The 19843-nt window shown below is 58.1% G+C and carries 17 protein-coding genes and 1 pseudogene; 3 read left to right on the forward strand and 15 right to left on the reverse strand.

The window, feature by feature from the left end; genetic code table 11:
* Positions 1-323: hypothetical protein (locus tag NKJ09_RS32595; RefSeq protein WP_502901827.1), on the forward strand; the 323-nt coding region annotated here is incomplete at its 5' end.
* Positions 324-766: 443 nt separating this feature from the next.
* On the opposite strand, the gene NKJ09_RS30245 is transcribed toward NKJ09_RS32595, so the two are convergent.
* The 5 genes from NKJ09_RS30245 to NKJ09_RS30265 all read right to left on the reverse strand — a co-directional run bounded on the left by NKJ09_RS30245 (position 767) and on the right by NKJ09_RS30265 (position 2640).
* Positions 767-1012 carry a DUF982 domain-containing protein gene (locus NKJ09_RS30245; RefSeq protein WP_352764417.1) on the reverse strand — a complete coding sequence of 82 codons (246 nt, stop codon included), beginning with the start codon at positions 1010-1012 and terminating at the stop codon, positions 767-769.
* 8 nt (positions 1013-1020) lie between these two features.
* Positions 1021-1266 carry a DUF982 domain-containing protein gene (locus NKJ09_RS30250; protein WP_352764420.1) on the reverse strand — a complete coding sequence of 82 codons (246 nt, stop codon included), beginning with the start codon at positions 1264-1266 and terminating at the stop codon, positions 1021-1023.
* A 217-nt stretch (positions 1267-1483) separates the two neighbouring features.
* Positions 1484-1738 carry a DUF982 domain-containing protein gene (locus NKJ09_RS30255; protein WP_352764423.1) on the reverse strand — a complete coding sequence of 85 codons (255 nt, stop codon included), beginning with the start codon at positions 1736-1738 and terminating at the stop codon, positions 1484-1486.
* A gap of 181 nt (positions 1739-1919) precedes the next feature.
* Positions 1920-2138, reverse strand: a complete 219-nt coding sequence (locus tag NKJ09_RS30260; RefSeq protein ID WP_352764425.1) for a hypothetical protein — start codon at positions 2136-2138, stop codon at positions 1920-1922.
* 274 nt (positions 2139-2412) lie between these two features.
* Positions 2413-2640: a hypothetical protein gene (locus NKJ09_RS30265; RefSeq protein ID WP_352764427.1), complete on the reverse strand. Its 228-nt coding sequence runs from the start codon at positions 2638-2640 to the stop codon at positions 2413-2415.
* A gap of 1539 nt (positions 2641-4179) precedes the next feature.
* On the opposite strand from NKJ09_RS30265, the gene NKJ09_RS30270 reads away from it, so the two are divergent.
* A protein-coding gene (locus tag NKJ09_RS30270; RefSeq protein WP_352764430.1) for an IS5 family transposase occupies positions 4180-4994 on the forward strand; the annotation gives its coding sequence in 2 pieces (ribosomal slippage) (positions 4180-4908 and positions 4911-4994; 813 coding nt in all).
* A gap of 51 nt (positions 4995-5045) precedes the next feature.
* On the opposite strand, the pseudogene NKJ09_RS30275 reads toward NKJ09_RS30270, so the two are convergent.
* Positions 5046-5243 (reverse strand): annotated as a pseudogene (locus tag NKJ09_RS30275) (transposase); the annotation flags it as partial.
* 75 nt (positions 5244-5318) lie between these two features.
* Between NKJ09_RS30275 and NKJ09_RS30280 the strand changes: the two are divergent.
* Complete coding sequence (locus tag NKJ09_RS30280) at positions 5319-5570, forward strand: DUF6074 family protein (RefSeq protein WP_352764433.1); 252 nt, start codon at positions 5319-5321, stop codon at positions 5568-5570.
* On the opposite strand, the gene NKJ09_RS30285 is transcribed toward NKJ09_RS30280, so the two are convergent.
* The 9 genes from NKJ09_RS30285 to NKJ09_RS30325 form a co-directional block, all read right to left on the reverse strand.
* A complete protein-coding gene (locus NKJ09_RS30285; RefSeq protein WP_352764487.1) occupies positions 5516-5923 on the reverse strand; it encodes a hypothetical protein in 408 nt (135 codons plus the stop codon). The genes NKJ09_RS30280 and NKJ09_RS30285 overlap by 55 nt on opposite strands.
* Positions 5924-5940: 17 nt before the next feature.
* Entirely contained in the window at positions 5941-6660 is a 720-nt protein-coding gene (locus NKJ09_RS30290; RefSeq protein ID WP_352764436.1) for a hypothetical protein, read from the reverse strand.
* A complete protein-coding gene (locus NKJ09_RS30295) occupies positions 6657-7958 on the reverse strand; it encodes an NAD(P)-binding protein (protein ID WP_352764439.1) in 1302 nt (433 codons plus the stop codon). The genes NKJ09_RS30290 and NKJ09_RS30295 overlap by 4 nt, the downstream gene beginning before the upstream one ends.
* Before the next feature lie 420 nt (positions 7959-8378).
* Entirely contained in the window at positions 8379-9038 is a 660-nt protein-coding gene (locus tag NKJ09_RS30300) for an MrfA Zn-binding domain-containing protein (RefSeq protein ID WP_352764442.1), read from the reverse strand.
* A gap of 53 nt (positions 9039-9091) precedes the next feature.
* Positions 9092-13921, reverse strand: coding sequence for a DEAD/DEAH box helicase (locus NKJ09_RS30305; protein ID WP_352764445.1), 4830 nt, complete (start codon positions 13919-13921; stop codon positions 9092-9094).
* A complete protein-coding gene (gene druD, locus NKJ09_RS30310; protein ID WP_352764448.1) occupies positions 13918-14754 on the reverse strand; it encodes a Druantia-type antiviral defence protein DruD in 837 nt (278 codons plus the stop codon). Before druD ends, NKJ09_RS30305 begins: the two co-directional genes overlap by 4 nt.
* A 190-nt stretch (positions 14755-14944) precedes the next feature.
* Positions 14945-16843, reverse strand: coding sequence for a hypothetical protein (locus NKJ09_RS30315; RefSeq protein WP_352764450.1), 1899 nt, complete (start codon positions 16841-16843; stop codon positions 14945-14947).
* Positions 16840-18453, reverse strand: a complete 1614-nt coding sequence (locus NKJ09_RS30320; protein ID WP_352764452.1) for a competence protein CoiA family protein — start codon at positions 18451-18453, stop codon at positions 16840-16842. Before NKJ09_RS30320 ends, NKJ09_RS30315 begins: the two co-directional genes overlap by 4 nt.
* 23 nt (positions 18454-18476) lie before the next feature.
* Positions 18477-19679: a Druantia anti-phage system protein DruA gene (locus NKJ09_RS30325; protein ID WP_352764455.1), complete on the reverse strand. Its 1203-nt coding sequence runs from the start codon at positions 19677-19679 to the stop codon at positions 18477-18479.
* Between the last annotated feature and the right edge of the window lie 164 nt (positions 19680-19843).

The following is a 19843-nucleotide window of genomic DNA, read 5'->3' on the forward strand; positions in this document are numbered from 1 at the left end:
ACGCCAAATGTACGGCCGAGGAAAGCTCGACCTGCTTCAGGCCCGCGTCATCGGTGCTGGTTAAGGTTCAATCATCACCAAAAGTGCGTCAGAGCCAAAATTGGACGCCGATCGGGGGTCAGTTTTGGAAGCCGTTTGACAAGATTGGGCAAGGATTGGTCAGCGCGACCCCGCCCCAGCGGTTCAAGGATAGCGCGGAACTGAAAGGCAGCGGCGCGGACGGCCTCAAAATCGAGGCCTTCATCGGGGTCGAGGTCGAACACGAGGCGGTCGGCCTTTTCGACATCCGTATCCGGTTTCTGCCATCGGCTTTAGAAGCCTGACATTCCGGTTCCGGTCCCCTTACCTCGACGTGCCCCATAGACGCCAAGTACCTCGCCCAGAGCAAGCTCCGATGCCAGTTTCAAGAAGTGCAAAATGGCCCATAAATGCGCCGACCAGAGTGAATGCTCTCGTATCCGGGTCTATTTCGAGCAGCGCGGACTTGGTCAGCATTCGGACAGCCTAGCGGGTCCGTCCCAACATAGCCATGGGCACCGGCCTGCTACTCACGGAACACCCCCTCCTCCTTGGCAGCAGCCTCGAAAGCCTGACGGACCTCCTGTCGGCGCACAGTTGCACAGCCTTCCTCCACTTAGGTCCCATCTTGGCCCACTTCATGAGTTCCTCGGCGGCACCCTCGACGTTGTTGCACCCGTAGGTGACCCAGGTCGGTCGGTCTTGACGTACACCGGAGGGGAGAACCAATGGGTTGCCACGACACCTCCTACTCAGGGGAGAGATACACGTTGGCCTCCTTAGCGGCAGCCTCAAAGGCCTTTCGTATTATGTGCGGGTCAATCGAATCGCCCTCCAAGGCTGACAGGCAGAGGATCACCGCCTTGTGCCAGCGAGGCCCTCGCCGGGTCCACATGTTGAGCTGTTCAAGGGCTGCCTTCGCATTGTTGCAGCCATGCCTGACACCGGTTTCAGTCTTCACGAACACCGGAGGGACGAACCAATGGGTTGCCATGATACCTCCTACTCAGGGGAGAGATACACGTTGGCCTCCCTGGCAGCCGCCTCAAAGGCTTCACGGACCTCATGGGGGGACACCCTGCCCTCGAACGCGTCGACGCAGGATTGGACCGCCTTGGTCCACCTCGGGCCCTTTGTGTCCCACGCCATGAGTTCCTCGGCGGCTCCCTCGACGTGGCTGACCCCATTGCGAATGCCCGGACGTTTCGTCTTCACGTAGACCGGGGGAGAGAACCAGAGAGGACCCATAAGGGGGAACTTAGAGCGGCAAGAGCCCGCCGACCAACCCCGCTTTAGCCGCAGCTAACGGAACGATGTAGGCCCTCGCGGGTTTATAGGTGGCAGCGGGATTCTTCGTGATCTGCAGCCGCTGTAGGGGGGTCCGTCGCCTCTCCCTCACCGGCGGCGGGCTCCTTTCGCAAGGCCGTGTTGATAATTACACCTAGAAGCTTATGCCGCATCCAATTTAGCTAGTTATCATTGGGGGGAGTAATGTCCCCTCCTCTTTTGCAGCAGCCAGGAACGCCTTGCGAGCCTCCTCAGGTTCCATCTCGTCGAAAATCACGGCCATGCAAACACGCACCGCGAGGTCCCAGCAAGGGCCACGCTTGGTCCACTTCATCAGCTCCTCGCCGGCAGTCTCGGCGTTGTTGACGTTGTGGATGATCCCGGGACGCTCGGCCTTGACCGGGACCGGAGGGTTGAACCAGTGGAGAGCCATACGTCACTCTTTGTCGGCCCGATCACGTTCCTCCAGCAAATACTTTTGCTCAGCCCAGTTCCCGTTCTCAGGCAGATTTAGCAGCTTGCGACGGTAATTGCGGATTACCTCTGACTATCGAAAATGACGCAGGACTGCGCGCTTCCGTTGCGATGCCACAGCGGCTGAAGTTGGCTGACAGCTACTCCTGGGCGTCGAAAGCCACGCAGAGGCCCATGGCAGTTGCTGCCTCGACGATTGCCTCGGTTAGTTCTTCGTCGGAGGCCACCAAATAAGGCGCAGTCTCCCGCGCTTCGCGTAGTGCCGCTTTGATCGAGACCGTATCGCGACGGTCCGCCCTGTTGAGGAGTACAGTGATTGCTTGCTCTAGAAGCGGACCGACCCTTTGCGCGACGCTCATCCAGCCCTCCCCAGGGACACGCCGAAGGGGAATCTACTCACTTCCTGACGGACATCAACGCCATGTACGAATCGTACAAATTGGCACGGTGCTGGGCCGCGACAGTCAGGAATCTTTGTAGAATTTCTGTGGTGGGGATCGGACACCAGCTCGCGAAGACCCTCATGCTCCTCCTCGATCCTATTGACGCGCCTCGAGCCGCCTTTCTCCCACAATCCCAGGTCGGTCTGTCCTGACGTACACCGCAGGCGAGAACCAATGGGTTGCCATGAGGCTATTCGCGAAGATCGAACCCGACGAACAGGCCAAAGGCTGGGGCAACATTGACAATAAACTCCACCAGCTCGCAGTCAGTTTCCGCCAGATGTGGCCCGTCTCGGCGCACCGCTGCGATAGTCTCTTTGACGGAGATGATTTGGCCGCGACGGGCTTGTAGGATCAGCTCGTGAACAAGGTGTTTGGCAGTCACTTTGTCGGGTCGGCAGTTCGTCCAAGCGTTCATACAAGGCCTCCCACCTCAGCGAGAACCCAAGGGGACGTTCATGATCCTCTGTCGGGAAAAATCAAGAAGAAATGTTTGCCGGAATTTCTGAGCGGGAACCAGAGAAACAAGTACGGAGCGAGCCTCTGTACTCTTCCGCTTTGGCGCTCAGCCAGCCGGCTAGGGACCTTCTTCCGTCGGCCCTGTTTGGCCCAATCAATAGCCGCAAGTAATGACTGTTTGGCGGCAGTTCTGGTTCGACCCCCAGATTTAATAACGTTTGTACGTTATGACGATAGCCCTCGGAACGGATCAGTTTCCGAAACGCTTCGGAGACAGACTGATGGTCTGCTTTGTTGCTCGTTGTCATGTTCGGGAAATCCGTCCCAATGAGCCGCAACTCGCCCGCAACGAATGGGTTCCATCAGGAGGTCGGAACATTTGGAGAAATTTCTGAGCGGGAGATCGGATAACTGGCTCGCGCGAAGCCCCCGGTGCCCCTTCGTTTGCCGCAGCATTAATCCTCGCTCTTTGAACTGAAGATTCGTGTCGGTCTGGGTCGGTGAACGTTGGAATGCTTATGTCCGATGTTTGCTCACGCTGTGATGTAGGGCAGGCTCTTGCGGGACGGTGCCGCAAGGCCGCGAAAATGAAACGCCGGCCCAGTTCAACTCGCGCGACGTCCCTCAAAGCTGGGGGATCGATCTTCATCAAGCGGTCTGCGGCCTCCACCGCAGTTCGTATCCTGCTGCACAGCGCGAGATTTTCGGCCAGCATTTCTTCAGTGCGTTGAAGCGCGAGCTCGGTCCGGTGGATGCGCTGCCTGGCGTTGGCAACTTCCGATGTCAGAAGGTCGGCCACCATCCCGTGGCCATGGGGTTCCATAGTGTCCATGGGTTTCTAATACATGGGGGCCGATATCGTTCCGTGATGTCGGGCGAAACGGCGGGCCGCAGAAAAGCGCGATGGGCCGAATGACCAATGCGCTCCCTGTCAAAACAGCGCCAGAAACAGCCGAACGGCTTCGGCCGCTCTACATCCCACGGGCAGAGGCGATCACGGTCCAGAGGGCCATTGATCTGTTCAGGCACGACTACAACGTAAGCGAAGACACACTCAGGCGGCTGGTGATCAAGCACCGTCTTCACAACCAGAGAATGCCCGGTGCTCCGTCGAGAATAAGCGCTCCCGGTTTGGTTATGGCGCTCGCCGGCGATGACGACGCGGTTGAGGCAGGACGATCGCGAGCACCCGGACCTAACTCGGTATTTCAAGCGGCTCGGCATCCCGCGACCCTGACTTGCTATCAAAAGTTATGGTCGCGGCTACTGTCAAGAGTAGACATTAAGTAGATGTCGCGGCCCGACAGGGCCCCACACAAGAGCGAACCGTTGCTGCCTTGCGCGTCGCCCTCTAGGCCGCCGGCGTCGAGTTCATCCCGGAGAACGGCAGCCGCGCCGGCGTGAGGCTCCGCAAACCTTAGTGTCCGCTCCAAAAAGAAGTGAGTCATTTCAGCGGGTTGTGATTCTGTCGGCTTGCTGAGATTCGACGGAGATCATGATGCCCTGGACTGAAACCACTCGCCCTCACTATGAACGGCGCTGCCCGCGCTACGCAAGCGACCTGACGGACGCGGAGTGGGCGCTGATCGAGCCGCTGATGCCAGCGCCGAACCGGATCGGGCGGCCGCGGAAGACGGACTTGCGAGAGGTCGTGAACGCGCTGCTTTACATGGCTTCGTCGGGCGGAGCATGGCGGCTCCTGCCGAAGGATTTCCCACCGTTCTCGACGGTGCAGAAGTACTTCTGGCGCTGGCGGGACGAAGGATTGCTGCGCGCCATCAACAATGAACTCGTCATGGCGGCGCGCGAACGGGAAGGCCGGGAGGCAAGCCCGTCCGCCGGCGTCATCGACAGCCAGTCGGTGAAGACCACCGAAAGCGGCGGAGTTCGTGGCTTCGACGCCGGCAAGAAGGTCAAGGGCCGCAAGCGGCACATCGTCGTCGACACGCTGGGCCTGCTGGTCGGCGTCGTCGTTCACGCCGCCGACATCCAGGACCGCGACGGCGCGCCGGCCGTCCTGAAATCCATACTCGAGCGCTGGCCGTGGCTGCGCCATGTCTTTGCCGATGGTGGCTATGCAGGGCCGAAACTGCGGGGCGCCCTGCAAAGGATCGGCAAGTTCACCATGGAGATCGTCAAGCGGTCGGACAGCGCCAAAGGCTTCGAAGTCCTGCCGCGCCGATGGGTCGTTGAGCGGACCTTCGCATGGCTGGGCAGATGCCGAAGGGGCTGGCCAAGGACTTCGAGCGATCCATCGAATCCGCACAGGTCGCAAACATCCGCATGCTCACCCGACGCCTCGCAAGGACCTGATAACATGCCGGTCATTCCGATTCAGACACTTAGGCCGTAGACTCGTTTACTGCGCAGCCACACACCTGCTTTTCGCCATCGGACGAAGCGGTTGCAACAGGTGGTGCGCGGCCCATAGCGCTGAGGCAGGTCGCGCCATGGAGCACCGGAGCGCAGCACCCAGAAGATGCCGTTCAGCACGCGCCGATCATCAACACGCGGCACACCTCTTGGCTTGTTGGGTAGACGCTTTATTCCATTGCTGACCATTGTCCAAAAGCGCTGTTAACCAAATTTTCTCACCCGCCAATGCTTATTCGCGCGACTGAAGGGGTGAGGTGATCGATGTGTGATTCAAACATTAGCGCGTTTCCGCTGCATCGGCGGCGGAAGTTGGTCGAAGGGATCGCCCGGGTCCTAGAATCCAAGAACGGGGAGGACGCGAACGCCTTCTGGCGCAACACCGCCAAGGCAATTCTCGTTCAACTGTCCGAATCAGGAATTGCACCCGGGGTCGCCCAACAGGAAGTTGGAACGCTTCTTCATGCTGTCTTGGGCGATATGGCCACCCGCAGTGCTGCGAAACTTGCACAATAGCATCGGCTCACGATGAGGGATTGCCGCATAGAGACGCCCCGGGGTTCCACAAGCGTAGCACCACTGCATCCGTCAAACGCAGGTTTCTCACTGCGGATGAAAAGATAGCCGCGTTCGTCGAAATCATGCGCGCGAATGTGCTCTCGGGCGAGATACGGTTCCGCCTCGCCTGTCCGGCGTTCATCGACCGTATCGAGGTAGGCGATGCGGAAACCCGCATTCATGGAAGGCCGACGGACCTTTTCCACGAGCTGAACCCGCAAAACCAATGAGCCGCCGTTGAGTTCCACACTGCCATTTATGCGACTTTCGAAGCACAAAAGGCGAACATTTGAGAGGCGCGTGTACTTCAACGTAAATAGCCCAAGCGCTAGCTCGCCGCTTCGAAATTGAGCGATGTAAGCCGAGTGAATTTTGGCGTTGCACGGTCCTCAAGCACCTGCTGAAGTCGTGGGTACACGGTCGCTGTATCTTTAACCGGCGCACCTCGCGTTAGTTCAAAGTTTTGGATCCCCGGAAGCGATTGTGCAGTCAGACTATCGAGAAGTTGACAAAAATCTTCGCACATACCAATCAAGCAATTAAGCCTGTCATCATCCGAAAACGCATTGATTGAGAAGGTATCGGCGTAAAGTATCGCGACGACACATTTGGTCGATGAGGTCATTGGGAGCGCAAGATAGGACCGAGCTACCGTCTTGATGTCTCGATCATCCCCAATCTCTTTCATGTCTTTCTTCAGATCCTTCAGCAACGCCTCAGACGAGGGGTAAGCTCGCGTTCGCACTATTTTCTGAAGCGCAAATGCCTTTCCCATGATGCCGGTCGTGACAGCGTTCATCCTTCCTGCCCCTCTGGGATCGTAAGGAATTCCAGAGTAGGCGCTCAATTGCTGAAGAAATTCGCCGCCCTCGCGGTTGACTGCGCGGTGGAGCACAACCCTCGTTGTATCGGCTATCCCAACGCTTCGAAGATACCCTGCCACAGCTGCCGTGAAAGGCAGCGCCGCCAATTGCGAAGCTCCTGGGACGGGCTCTGGGTACTGCGGTTTGATTTGCTTGGGTTCGAACGGATGCGGCGCCGTTGTCATGATAATATTCCTCTTGGATCGGGAGAGAAGAATCCGGGCAGCCAAAGCTCATCGGACAACTGATTGTCACTATCTTTCATTTTCGCGAGCCTCTTCGCCACTTTTGTATGGTCCGAGAAGAGTCCGAGAACGTGCGCATATGAACCCGTGCCGTAGCGTTGCACGATATGGCTTTTAGGGATGCTTTGTCGTTTCCCGAATTCGGCGATTGGTTCAAGGCTTATCGCAAATGCCCCAGCGTCATAGAGCAGGTACAGAAGAAACCTGTTCAGAAATGAACTCTTATTCTCGAAGAGATGGTCAACGCTCCAGTCCTCCCCATCCTCGGGCTTCACGTGCAAGACCACCCGCACGTCCTTGCGTAGCCGAGACCGTAACCTCGTAGTCGCAGTGGAAAGGTATTCCGCCAAAGGAGCAGACGCGTAGTCGAGCGTCTTCTTAACATTGCCGGGCAGGCGCCCACCGATCGGTCCAATTATCCGACGTAGTTCCTTCTCAACCTCATCCAGGTGGTTTCCGAGCAACTCGGCGAGTATGGTGTCTTGGCGGAAGCGTTCGATCGTGAGCCTGCAGAGATCGACCACGCCGCCATCTCCATGGCCTGACACCACGAACACGGGTCGAGCACCGGTTAGAACCGGCTGCCCCAAAGTATCATTCCGCCAATAAGAGCCTGACGCTATGGCCCCTTGAGTTGGCTGGCCTGCCTCCAAGCCAAATCCTGCAGCAACGACGATGGTATCGTAGCTTTGGCGGTCACCTGCCGGTTCACCAGCGCGAAAGTGCCGCCCGGCACGGTCTGCGGCTAAGCCCAACCACTCCACTTGTCCTCGGTGGGCATCCACCCTTAGATAGCCCAGGCCGAAAAATACTTTGGGAACGAGCAAGCCGTTGCTCTCGTTCTCCGTGCAACGGTCACCAAAAGTGTCAAGCATCTTGGCCGCAACGTCTGACGCTCTGCCTGCGGTCCAGTTTAGCACCGGGAGGCTGGCGCTCGGCCTCCTGCTCCCGGCTGCCGGCCAATTATAGATGAACGGGTGCAGCCACCGGGTATCGGAACCCTGCTGGAGCGGGCACAGGTCCCACCTTTGCTCGAACAAGGTTACTTGCACGCCGGGAAATGACGAAATCGCTGCAGCAAATGTGAGGCCAGCGGCACCGCCGCCAATGACCGCGACATTGCTTAGGGTCCGCCGCCCGTGAACATTGAGTTCCCGCAGCGCCCAGGCTAGGTTCAATGCTCGAACCTGTTGTTGATAGACAGTCACGCCTTTCGACAGACTGCCGAGTACGAACACCTTATCCGTTACCTCATACGTCGAGGCTACGTGGAATGGGGCTGTGGTGGCATCGTGCATCATGCGAGTGAGATGTGAGGCAACGCGGTCGCAGGATCAAGGTGAAAAATTTGATGTCGAGAAAGGCATGGCGCTATTCCTGACAGTGCGCGGCCACATTGGCCGCGCAGCCATTCAGATGACCGTAGCTACTTTCGCCATGATCTTGCGAACAAGCATTCGTCTAAATGGACCAGAGGCACGCTCGGCGCGACTGGTGAGTGCACGGTCCAACGCCATGTTTCCCCGCTTTTCGCCTCAAGTGGGTCGACCCTCTTGCTCCGAAAATTGTCGCGTTAAATCCGCTGCCAACAACTGATGGCGGACGGCTCGAAAGTTTCAGCGCCCCCACCGACGCGGGTTCCTGACCTTCGGGCTGGCCTATTGCTTACCCAAAACCACGCCACGCACCATTTGGTGCTCATCGGGTAGGTTCCGCCCAAGAATGAACTCATTAAGCACGACGGTCGATGTCCCTGCTTGTAGCCGACCGAACGAGTGATCTCGCCACGTGGGGGTGAGCAGCGCCGGACGCAAGCCGACGAGCACCTGCCGGTCGCTGTGACCTACGACGAAGGGTACTGTAGTCTCGTCGATGGTAGCTGGGCTTTCGCAATTAAAGCCTTCCAGCTCAAGCAGCCGTCGGAGGTTGCGGAGCAAATTGGCCTGCGCTTCCGGTGTCTTCTCCTCAGGCAACGTGCCATCGAGGGCATAACGTAACAGCTCGGCACCGAGGTTCCGATCAAGACGGTCTTTGAGATACTGGTTGTGGTAATGCCGCAGACAACTCTCGCATGAAGCCTCGCAGTGGGAGGGGCACTGCTCCAACAGCGCCAGAGTCTGTTGGAGGATTTCCTCGATGTTCCTTGCGGCGAGGTCGGCATAGCCGGCTCCGCCAGACAAAGTGTCATACAGGTAAACGTCTAGCAGTAGGGTCTGGTCGTCCTGGTTCGGCACGATACGAAATCCCGCGCCGAATTCTGAAGGATCGAGGTCGATGTCGCGGTGACGGCTGGCCGCTAGGCGCAAGCCTTCAGCCACTGAGTACAATGCATCTTCGAGTATTCTTAACTGCAACGGGTCGCCCGTATCGGTTATGAGGGGGGCTTCAGGCTGATGCGTAGCAGCAGCAAATCCGTGGAGAACACGTGCCCTAAGAACACGTTCTCATACGTTCCCGAGCACGTCGGCCCTCGCTTTGGCTTCCCATACGAATTCTCGATCTTATATGGTCGGCTGTGTGGGGCATGGGGTGGTTCCTCGACAGAGGCCCGGCCGCACTGGTTGCAGATCCAGAACCCGCCGCGACCGTCAGAAGTCTCTTGCCCTTTGTTGACGGTCACCAACTGACGATCCGTCGTGACTACACAAGAGAGGTTGCGGCCGATTACCCTCAGACTGGGCAGGTCGTCCTTACCGACCGGGACGGGAAATTGCGCGGCGGTGGCGTAAGTAATGTCTTGCTCGCGATCATCCTCTTTGAGCGCCCTGCCCTCCTCTGGCAGAAAAACCTGGGGCACGACCATGTGAGTATGCCTTAGGTGGCCGCCGCACACTGGACAATGAGCCCCGCCCTGAGCAGGGTCATCCAAATCCGCGACAAAACTGCAATTCTCGCAGTGGACTAGAGTGCGGCGCTTGTTGAAGATTGCCTCGGCACGGTTTTCGACATCCGGCAACGTGTTCGCAACGACACCGCCTGAGCGATATGTCTCTTTGTTGATGACGATCAGCCGCCCGGGCGCGTATTCGCTCAAGGCCTTTCCGATCGACTGCTGAGGCCGCTCAATGACCTCCATTTTCCACTCATTGTTTCGGGGAACCAGATGTTCAACCAGAAAACTGGATAGGTCTGTCGGGAAGGCATAGCTAGGTAGCAAACCCTTGGCGAAAAGGAACTCAAGCAGTTCCTGATCGGTGATGGCTTCACGCTCGGAGCGCTCATCCTCGTCTTCGCTGCCATTGGGACCGTTTTCACCGCCTTCACCCAAGCTTTTGCCGCTTTCAATTGCTGCTGCCAATTCAGTTCGGAACCGGGCGAGAGTCGCCAACAAGTCTTCTGCCTCGTCTTCGATCCAGGCATCGATCGTTCGAGGGGCAACACGCAGGTCATCCGGCAGCCAATTTCGGATCAAAGAACGCAACGGCCCCGTTGGTGCAAGAAGGTCCTGACGGACCCATGTATCGAAACTGGTTAGATCCAGACCGGACATAGGCTCACCGAGGAAGAAGTCCGTGGCCTTGCCGAGGGCGCGGAATAGCGCAGAAGACCCGGTGCCCAGAGTAACTTCGTGATGATCCATGTAGTTATGAAAAAAGGTCTGGAAGAGGTAGGCAGCGATATGGCGCCGTGCGATTTTTGGGTTGTCGATCTTCACGTCGGGATTGCGAGGATCGCCTGCCACGATCTTTTCGGGGTGACTGTAGTAGTAGCCGTCGTGAGGACCATTCTGCGCGTAAGTTAGCACGGTCGAAAGCGATGAACCGCGCCGGCCAGCTCTACCGGCCCGCTGCTGGTAGTTTTCCCGCTGTGGAGGCACGTTACGCAGGCCAATGGCGACCAAGGAACCGATATCAACGCCCACTTCCATGGTGGTGGTGCAGCTTAATACATCGATTGGCCGGTCGGTCTTGGCAATTCGGACATCCTTGAAACGCAGTTCAAACTGCTCCGTTGTCGCATGCACACGAGCATTGTCGCGGTTCGACAACTGAGCCGTGTGCTCTTCAACGGAAATGCTGCGTAGCCGTGCACTACCTGCCAGCACACGTTCCACCGGCGCACGCCAAAAACCCTTTCTGGCACGCACATACTCGCTTTGGGAAGGCGAAACAGGTTCACAGGATTCTGAACCGCAAGCTGCGCAGTGGCCATGAACGGTCATGGGCAAAAGGGCGGTACAGGCAGTGCACTGATACCACGTCATGTTCAGGTCGATGTTGACAACGACCTTCGCGGGATCGATGAAAATTGCCCCGGTAGAATCAGATAATCCGAGTTGGTCTGCGAGCTCTTTCTCAACCAGTCCGAGAATGCCTAGATCGGTCTGTAGCGCAGTTGCGAGCGCAGGCCGAACTACCTTCGGAAATCCCCCGTTGCTGCCCCACGATCCTCTCCAGCGGCCTGCCGCCTTTCCGCGTACATTGGGTTCGACGGAAGGATCAAAGGCGTAACTGTCCGCCACGCGCATCAACCACGCGGCGGCCAAACCAGATATGTCTGCGAGCGGAAGGGATGGCAACAACGGAGAGATTGCGGTGACAAGCTTCGCCAGCGCACGCTTGGCCGGAACAAGGTAGCCGACCGTTGTACCGGACAGCGAATAGTAGCGGCCACATAGCTGCTTGAGGAGAGCGATCGTGTAGCGGCTAGGCGGCGATCCAGGATCGAATTCCGTCAGCAATTCCTCGATCGGCTGATCCGCGTAGTCTTTCTGAAGCCGCCTTACCTGAGCTTCGATAGCTAGCGCATCCTTGCCGTCGAATATGGGCAGATTGCTGTCGCTCAGGACTTTAAGCACTGCGATATAGAGACCGCGCTCCGGCCGAGGTTCACGACCAGCTTCGCGCAACATCCTTGCAGCCAGGGCCAATACCTGGCGGAAAATATCTTGCTCCACTTCGCGTGGGATATCGCGAGCCAACCGGGCCGCCTTCTGCCGACCGTCGGAAAACAGCAAAACCTTGCGGCCACCATTTGGATACTCTCGGGTTTCCAGTCTCGATGCCGGCTGACCGTCCAATTGGGTCTTTACCAGATTGGCGAATGGCGCCTCACCTTTGGTGGCGTGGTCCATAATAGTAGAGGTTTCGCTGCGCAAAGTTGGTTCACCACAGGCGCAGCAGTTGGCAAACCTGACGCCATTCTTGGTCCAATCGTGGCTCTGCGTCGGCAGATAGACCCGGGTGAAGCCCGGGGCTGGTTGGTTGGCGCTGTAACCAAGACGGCCACTTCGCATGTCGAGCCAGGCTTCAACACAGTCGCCGAAGCTTGGGTTCGGCGGCTCCATCAGCAGTTCTATCTCGACTAACGGGGACTCATTGCCTTCGCGGAACGGTCCTGACGGAGTACTCCAAAGGAAGTCGGGCTGGGGTCGGTCGGCATAGGCCCGCAGATAGGCAGTGCCGCATTCGCGGTGCGTCAGGAGTTCGAAAACCCGTGCACCGCAATCGCACTGCCGACGTTGGTGCGTATGGAGCTTGCCAAGAATTCGACCGGAACCCTGATGGCGTGCTGCGGAACAAGTCGGATCGACGCATGCGTAAAGCCCAGGAAGACCGCGGAAGAACATATGCAGACGGGTGGGCAACAGCACCCTTTCGTCGACTTTGCGCCGCGCAAATGGGGCCATGGCCATGAGTGACGCCAGCGCCGGAGCCGCGTCCGGATGGTTTTCAAACAACTGCTGCTGCAAGTCGCCTAGTGCGATGGCCTTGCCCGATACAAGTTCTACGAGCCTTTCAAACACAGGGAATCCGGTAAGGTTGAGAAACAAATAGTCCGGCAGGTCTTTGGCCGACGGAGGTTCTGGCCAGCCCAACCGGGCGCCCAATGCCGCCACCGCCCCAAGCGCAGCTTCGGGGTGAGTTGCGTGCTCCTCAAATGCTGCCAAATCAAATACTGCGAGTGCGTCTGTCACGCTGCCGCTTGGCAGCCCGCTACCACGCCGCTTCTCGCGCGTGCCCGTGATAACCGAGAAATTTCGGCTCGATGATTGCGGGAGTCCCGTGAGGTTGCGGGCGAACAGCTCAATTGCAGTTTCCGCTGCAGCACCTTGACCCAAGCTGGCGCTGGTCAGAATGAAACGTACGCGCTCTCGAGGAACATCAAGGCGTGCAAGTAGGCGTCTGATCAAAAGGGCAACTTCAGCGCCGCCAGCACCACGGTACATGTGAGCCTCATCCAAGACCAGGATCAGTTGGTTGGCGCTATCGCTATGCAGCCAGTCTCTGGTTTGCTGGAAGATGGACCGTTCAATCGGCCGCATCAGCATATATTCCAGCATTGAGTAGTTTGTGATCAAAAGGTCAGGGCAGGCCCGCTGGGTTTCATCGCGGGTCATCATCTCACGGTCACCGGGCTGGGTGATGAGACGGCGGTTCCAATGACGATTATGCCGGGGCACTCCGGTTTTGGGATTCGGCCTCAGCTCTGCATGGTGTTTGCCGTAGAATCCGACCAAGTCTTTTGAGGGCCATTGGCCGATTTTAACAAGGCCTGAAACGGTCTCCGGCTGTCCCATCAGGGGCATATAGAACTCTTCGAAAAGCGGTTCTATGCGCTCACGGTCTCGTTTCGCGGTGCGTAACCCCGGATAGGGTGATCGGCCGGTGTAACTACCAAATCGCACCGGGCGCCCTCGCCCGGCCGAAACGATTACCGATGCAGCTTCGTCGCCGAATAGCCGGCGAATGCGGCCCAACTGGTCGTTAACGAGAGCGTTCATCGGATAGAGTAAGAGAGCACGGCAGCCTGGCAACGACGCGGTGGTCGGGCGATCCTGAGCTTCTTGGACCAGTTGGCCGATAATTGGCATCAAAAAGCTCTCGGTCTTGCCCGAACCGGTGCCTGTGGCGACGATGAGGTCGAAGCCGTCGAAATACCTCTCTAAAGATTGAGCCTGATGTACATAGGGCTGGGGAAACAAGCCGACCTTTGCTGCCGCAAGATCTCCCAACGCAGTCGCCACGACCGGTGGAAGGTCAAGTTCGTCATAAGGAGCTCCGAGCTCATAAACGGGGGTGGACTCGACAAAGGGCAGTTGGGCAACGGCACCTGCCTCGTCTAACAAAAACCGCCTTTCATGAATTAAGGCCGGGTTGCGTACGTGATACTGCGCCTCGATATAGGCTCTCAGGCTTTCGCCAAGCCGCCCCACAGTTGCGTGCACGCCATGCTCTTGTGGTTCCTGCCCGTTGCTCATGACACCGCCCCTTTGAGTTTTATTCCTAGCCGCCGGAGTGCATGCGCTACAAAAGGTACCGCTTGGACCGGAAAACCCATGCGATAAACTGACGGAGGGCTAGCACCGCCAAGCTCCCAACCAAGCGCAAGAACACGCGCTTCCTCAATTGGCAGATCCTTGGCCAGTGTGATCTGCGCCAGATCGTCTGCCTGCTTGAATTCCAGCCTCCGCGAGGCGCCCAAGGCTTCGTCATACGCAAAGCGGAACCGCCGTGCATGTTCATGCTTGAGCATGACGGCCCGCCGCAACGATAACCCGCTACCCGAGTGCTCGAACTCCCCAAGGTAATATGGACGGTCGTAAAGCGATGTTGGCTTGGCCTGAACCCGGCATAGTCGCAATGCGACGCCACTAAGTTCTAACTCTTGGGGATTTATCCAGCGCGACCGCGATTGCCGCAAAGCTTGGTCCGGAGCGTATATTTCCAGGTGATCGGCTGAGATTCCCGCCGGTCGAAGACCCGGGCGATATTTCTTGAGCGCCTTGGCCATCCAAGCCCCAAGGGGTTCAGCGTAACCAAGCCAATCGTCGAATCTTTGCTCGATTATTCCGTTTGCCCGACCCGCCAAGTAGCGAAGGGCTCCTGCAGCGACGGTGCCGCTATTCGGTACTACGCCAAGCAGAAAAGACGGACCATCTGAAAGAGACACAGCGCGTGGAGGTGTCGAATGCCAGTAGCCTCCTGGAGAACGCCAAAGATCGCCGGCTTTCTCAAGCGCCTCTAGAACTTGCTTGGTCAGCGGACGCGCATCAGCAGATCCCAACAGACCTCCAAGATCGCCGTCAATCATATCGGTGAGGCGCCCAGTGAACACACCGTGACCATTCCGCGTTCCCTCTCCCTCGCAAGCCGCGCGCAGGTGCGAAGCAATCAACGCGCGCCGAATAGACTCTGAGGATCCCTGGATCGAAAGGCTGGCTATCACGTCAGCCAGCACTTCAGGCGAGGACAGGACGCGGAGTGAAAGGGTCATCTCAGCGCTACTTTGCCTTGATACCGGCTAGGCCCATGAGAAGCTGCAGCCGCGTGTCGACGTAGTTTTCACTGTCAACCCGCCCGCCATCCAACTGCTCTTCGATATCCTCGGGCGCGAGGCAAGTCATTTTCCATAGCGGCCACAACCAGCCGTAGGCGGCGGATTGGAGTGAACTGGGTGCATCGGCAGTACGAAATCTCTCAAGAGCGTTCATAAATGCTACTGCCGTTCGTTCGATGTGCGGATTCCGAAACGATGGCCCAATTCGTAGCATGCGCACTAGTTCTTCGCTTTGCGCGTCGCCGTTTGTCGGCTTAGTCGAAAGAGCGCTCGCATCAAGCGACGTCAAGGACCCTCTGGCGAGCGCAGCCTTTTTGGGGAAAAGACTCCAATCGAGGACGTCAGTGTCAAACACAGGCCCGAGTTGGAGACAGAGTACTTGCTCTGGGAACGTTGTAATTCCGTCGGCTAGGCTTGCCAATACCACGACGTTCCCATGCCGAACTAGGTCCGCGGTTGCGTCAACCAGCAATTCGAACGGCACATTGTTCACTCGCTCTAGAACCAATGCGCCGACTGCGCCATTCCGATCGCCAAGTGCTTCCGCGACATCAGCATCCATTGTCGTCGCATCAACAAAACCCACCGGTACTTGGGCGCGGACGACGTGCTTTGCAGCAAGGGTCATTGCTGTCACGCGCGCCAGCTCTGTAGCGAATGACCCTTTGAAAAACAGCACTTTACAGGCAACAATAGCAGTGAGCACCTCTTCGGCAAAGGTCGCGGCACCTGACGACCTCAGCCCAAGCGCCGCATAATTGGATGTCAGCATGCCTGCGGCTTCCAAGGCGGTACCTAACGCTTTGACCAAGCCCGTTTGTTCCGTCAGGGGCACCATCCTTAGAGACGGAGTAGCGGGAACCACCGCTATATCGGCTTGGGGTCTCACCGGACTTGTAGCCTGGCCCAATTGCGCGACCCGCTGAACAATATCGGCAAGTTGATGGTGAAGCTCCGCAGCCTGCTTGCCAGTTCGGTCCTCGAGATCGCTCCATAGTGCCTCGAGATCGGTAACGCTGTGTTCAGCCCTCTTAAGGCGGGTATCAGTTTCGGCACTGACACGCGTTGCATGCTGGCCATGGGCTTCCATGCCCTTGCGCAACGCTGATAATTCATCATGTATATTTTCCAGGGCGTTTGCCAACGCGCTGTCGTCAGCCACCGGCGCTGGCCGGGATACGATGCTGGCGACTGTTTCCGCTAGACGCGCGACGTCCCCCGATAAACCCTTGATCTCACTCTGCAAGCCTCGCAGCCGGTCTTCATGCTCCTGAATGCGGCCTGGCAACACCGACAACTCTCGGTCCTTCTGTACCGCCACCAACGGTTTTGCGCTGCTTGCCAAAAGTTGAAGGGTATCAGTGGTCTCAAACGGACTAAACTGAAGCAGCCGCGCGATAGTCTCTGCGTCACAATGATTGAGGAAAGACTGCTCATGCAGGCTGCGGAACAGAGTCTCGATCTCCGCTTGCGGTTGATCCGCTGCCACCTGGGGATGTTCTTTTGTCGTGGCCCTTTCGATCCCGTCCAACAGTGTGGCAAGGCCCTCAACTTGCGCCAAATGCTGCTGTGCCCATGCTCGCCAAAGGTAGTAGTAAGCATCCTCGGCGCGCGCCTTGCTGGCCTTGGCACCACCCTTCTTGAACAGTTGGTGGAGGAGAGCCTGCTTCCGCTTTGGCAGGCTGGCGACGCTATCCTTGCGAAACCCGTCAACACTGGGCAGCACATTCAGCAAAGCCCGATTGGTCTTCGTAGTCACCTCGTTGAAGAAGGAGAGCAACCGGCGATCACCGAGCGTGCGTAGCCGCTCGAGTGCCTGAGGGGTCGGCGCCGGCTGTGTCATCGTGCCTCCGCGCTGCTACGCGCTATGCGGCTCAGGGCCAGCCGGCGGTGAGACTCAAGCCAACGCGGAGCATTCAAGACACGCAATGCGGCTGATAGTTCGTCGTCTGACTCAGACCTGATAGCCATTCCTGCGCCTGCAAGAACCCAACGGGCATGCGCGCGAGCAGCGGCAGACAGGCGTCGGACGGATGTGTTCGCCACCGGATGCCCAGCAAACCACCATTCGCCGAAAGGGCCGAGGTCGAGGTGAATGTCAGATGCAATGTTTCGCAGGTGATTTTGTAGCAGCGCCAGGGCTTCGGCCGTTACTGTTGCATTTGCCGAAATGGTCTCGGCGCCTGCGACCGCCAAGGGCTGCTCATCCCAATCAATTTGGTCTGTTGCACGTGATCGCACCAAGGGAGAAAGGCCACTCGGAACCTGCAGACTCGTGAGGGCGAGCAATCCGGCGCGGACTTGTTCCAGTGACGATCCTGCCTCTACCGAATTCGCCGAAATAGACCGGGTGCGGAATGTCAGTAGGGCTGTCCGCGCGGTCCTCGCCACGGGCCTGGTAATGATTTCTGGCAAAAGCCGTCCATCAATGTCGAGCAAGGGCGGCTGGGTCGCCGAAAAGCCGCCAACCCGTATGAACTGCCATTCATCCCGTGTCAGTTCCACGGTGGCAACGTCCTCGCCACTGCGCGCGGTCAGAACCGCCTTGTCTTGACCGTCTCCGGCGTACATTGCGAGCGTCAGCTCGCTCTTCGCGTCCAGCACCACTCGAGCGGAAGCATCAACAAAATGCATCGCTGGCGTCACAATGCCCCACCGGCGCTTTGCAGGCTGTAGTTGTAGCCCGGTCGCCCGGCCGATCCACTCAGCTATCTCATTGTCCACCACCTGCGGGAGGGTAACGAGAAGACAACTCCACCGCTTAAGGTTAGCGAGACGCGTAACGGCGAGTTGGGGCGGCACACGCGCGATCAAATCGGCCTGCTGGACAAAATAGTAGGTGGAACCCCAGTCAAGCGTGGCTACCACCGATTGGCGACTACCTCTTCCCGCTGAAAAGACCGTAGTTCGCCCAGCGTCCAAACCCGGTACGCGCTCCTGCACAGCCTGGCCGTAAGCTGTATCCACATCCGGGCTGACCCAAGCCACACGGAACGTCGCAGCGTCAGGATTGACAACGTAGGTCAGCGGTCCGGCGTGCAGTCGAGCGCATGCCACCTGGACGCGGAACCCGTCGCCGCCGCCATCAAAGGTCAGCGTCCCCTTCACGGTAGGCGCACGTGGAATCTCTACTTCGAGACCCCAGAACGTAGGTACCTTGCCGGCCGGTTGTTGAACATGGAGATTCAGCGAAAGCGGTGCCGGCAAAATGGCAGGCTGCGGTCGTGGTTGCGCAACTGGCTCCGCCACCGGCCCCTTCCATCCGTCGGACGAGTGATAAAGGTAGCATTCAGGTCGCGCAGCACCCGAAATATGAGCGAAATGCGCATCGCGAAATGCGCCTTGCCGGGGGCTTACACGCGCTTCACACACCGGGCAGGCATAGCGCCGGTACCGCTGTGCCTCCGATGCGGCAATCCGCTGTCCGCTCGCAAGGTCAATGGCGAAATACATCCCGGTGCCTTTCAGACGGCAGCTTACGCTGCCTGTCTCCTCAACTCGTCAAGGCTTCCAGCGACGTCGCCGCGCACAAGTAGTGGGACGCTGTCCCTGCGCCATCTTCGAAAAGCTGGCTCACGGCTGCCACGGGGGGCCATCCATCGCCTTACGGCCAGCGCGGACACCTCGGCCACACTTAGCAGGTCCTGGTAGTCAGGCTCAGCCCCACCTCCACGCAGAATGTCGGCCGTATTTCTTGCCAGGGGACAGAGAAACACCTGCCTTTGGATGCCGTGTTTGAGCAAGGAATTCTTGAAGCCGAGCCGAGTAAGCGCAGCCTTGATGGTTCGTAACCGCCAGTTCGGTCCTTTGCCGTACGCATGGTGATCCGCGTACTCATGCTTGAGTTGCCGGAGATACGACCGCAATTTCTCAAACAACGCGTCCGTGATATGGAAGTGGCCCCACCCCGTCGTGTAGCCCACCGGCTCGAAGTATCGAGTGCCGTTTAGCGTCAATCGGTTATAGACCGACGACCGTCCCATCGACGATGTTGTGGTCACCATCAGGAGACTAGCGTGCTTGGCTGCTCCTGAAATGATACCAACTGACTCTCCATAGGTGTCCCTAAAGTCCTGCACTACCTCCTGCGTACGGACCAGTGCAGCCACGGCCTTGCCGCCGAGTAGGAATGAGTACGGTGGCACAGCTCCCAACACATAAGCGTCAAGCAGATGGACCAACCTCAGTGATCGGTCAGTTGAATTCCAGCCCACCAACTTATCCCGAACCGAGAGATTAAATACCGGATCACCCAACGCGATGATGCCGGCCAAACGGTCATGCCCCTCATCCCACACCAAATAACGGAGGCGCCGGCCAAACCCAGCCGAGACGGGGACGGACCAAGTCAGCGTAGCCAGCCGAAATAGGTTCGCATCCTTCGTGTCGCTTCGCACTCGCCGAAGTACCAACCTAATGTTCGCAGGTTCGATCTCATCGCCATCCGCAAAACAGGGCAACAGTTCCGATTCGTATCGGGCAAGGAAGGCTGCATTCGCTTTGAGTTTCTCGCTACGCTGTTCCGCATGAAGCAATCGTACCGCCTGCTTGTCCTGTCCAGGGGACAACAGTTGGCCGGTCTTATCCTTTTTGAAGCCGATACGCTTCAGATCCTGGCGAACCGCTCGCTTTAGCTGCGCTTCCGGCGGCGGAAAATTGATTAGAGTTTTCTCCCCCAAGACACCTTCTCCACAATACATTCCGGTTGTTCCGGACTTTTGCAACACCATACAACCAAACAATAGTCTAAGTTCAAGGCAGTAGCCGAGGCACAACCCTTCTCGAACCGACACCCAACTCGTCGAGATTCGCTGGCGAAGTCGATGCTCCAGCCTCTTGTGAC

Origin of the sequence: Mesorhizobium sp. M0189 (assembly GCF_040322135.1) — a bacterium.
In the GTDB taxonomy this organism is placed as follows: domain Bacteria; phylum Pseudomonadota; class Alphaproteobacteria; order Rhizobiales; family Rhizobiaceae; genus Mesorhizobium.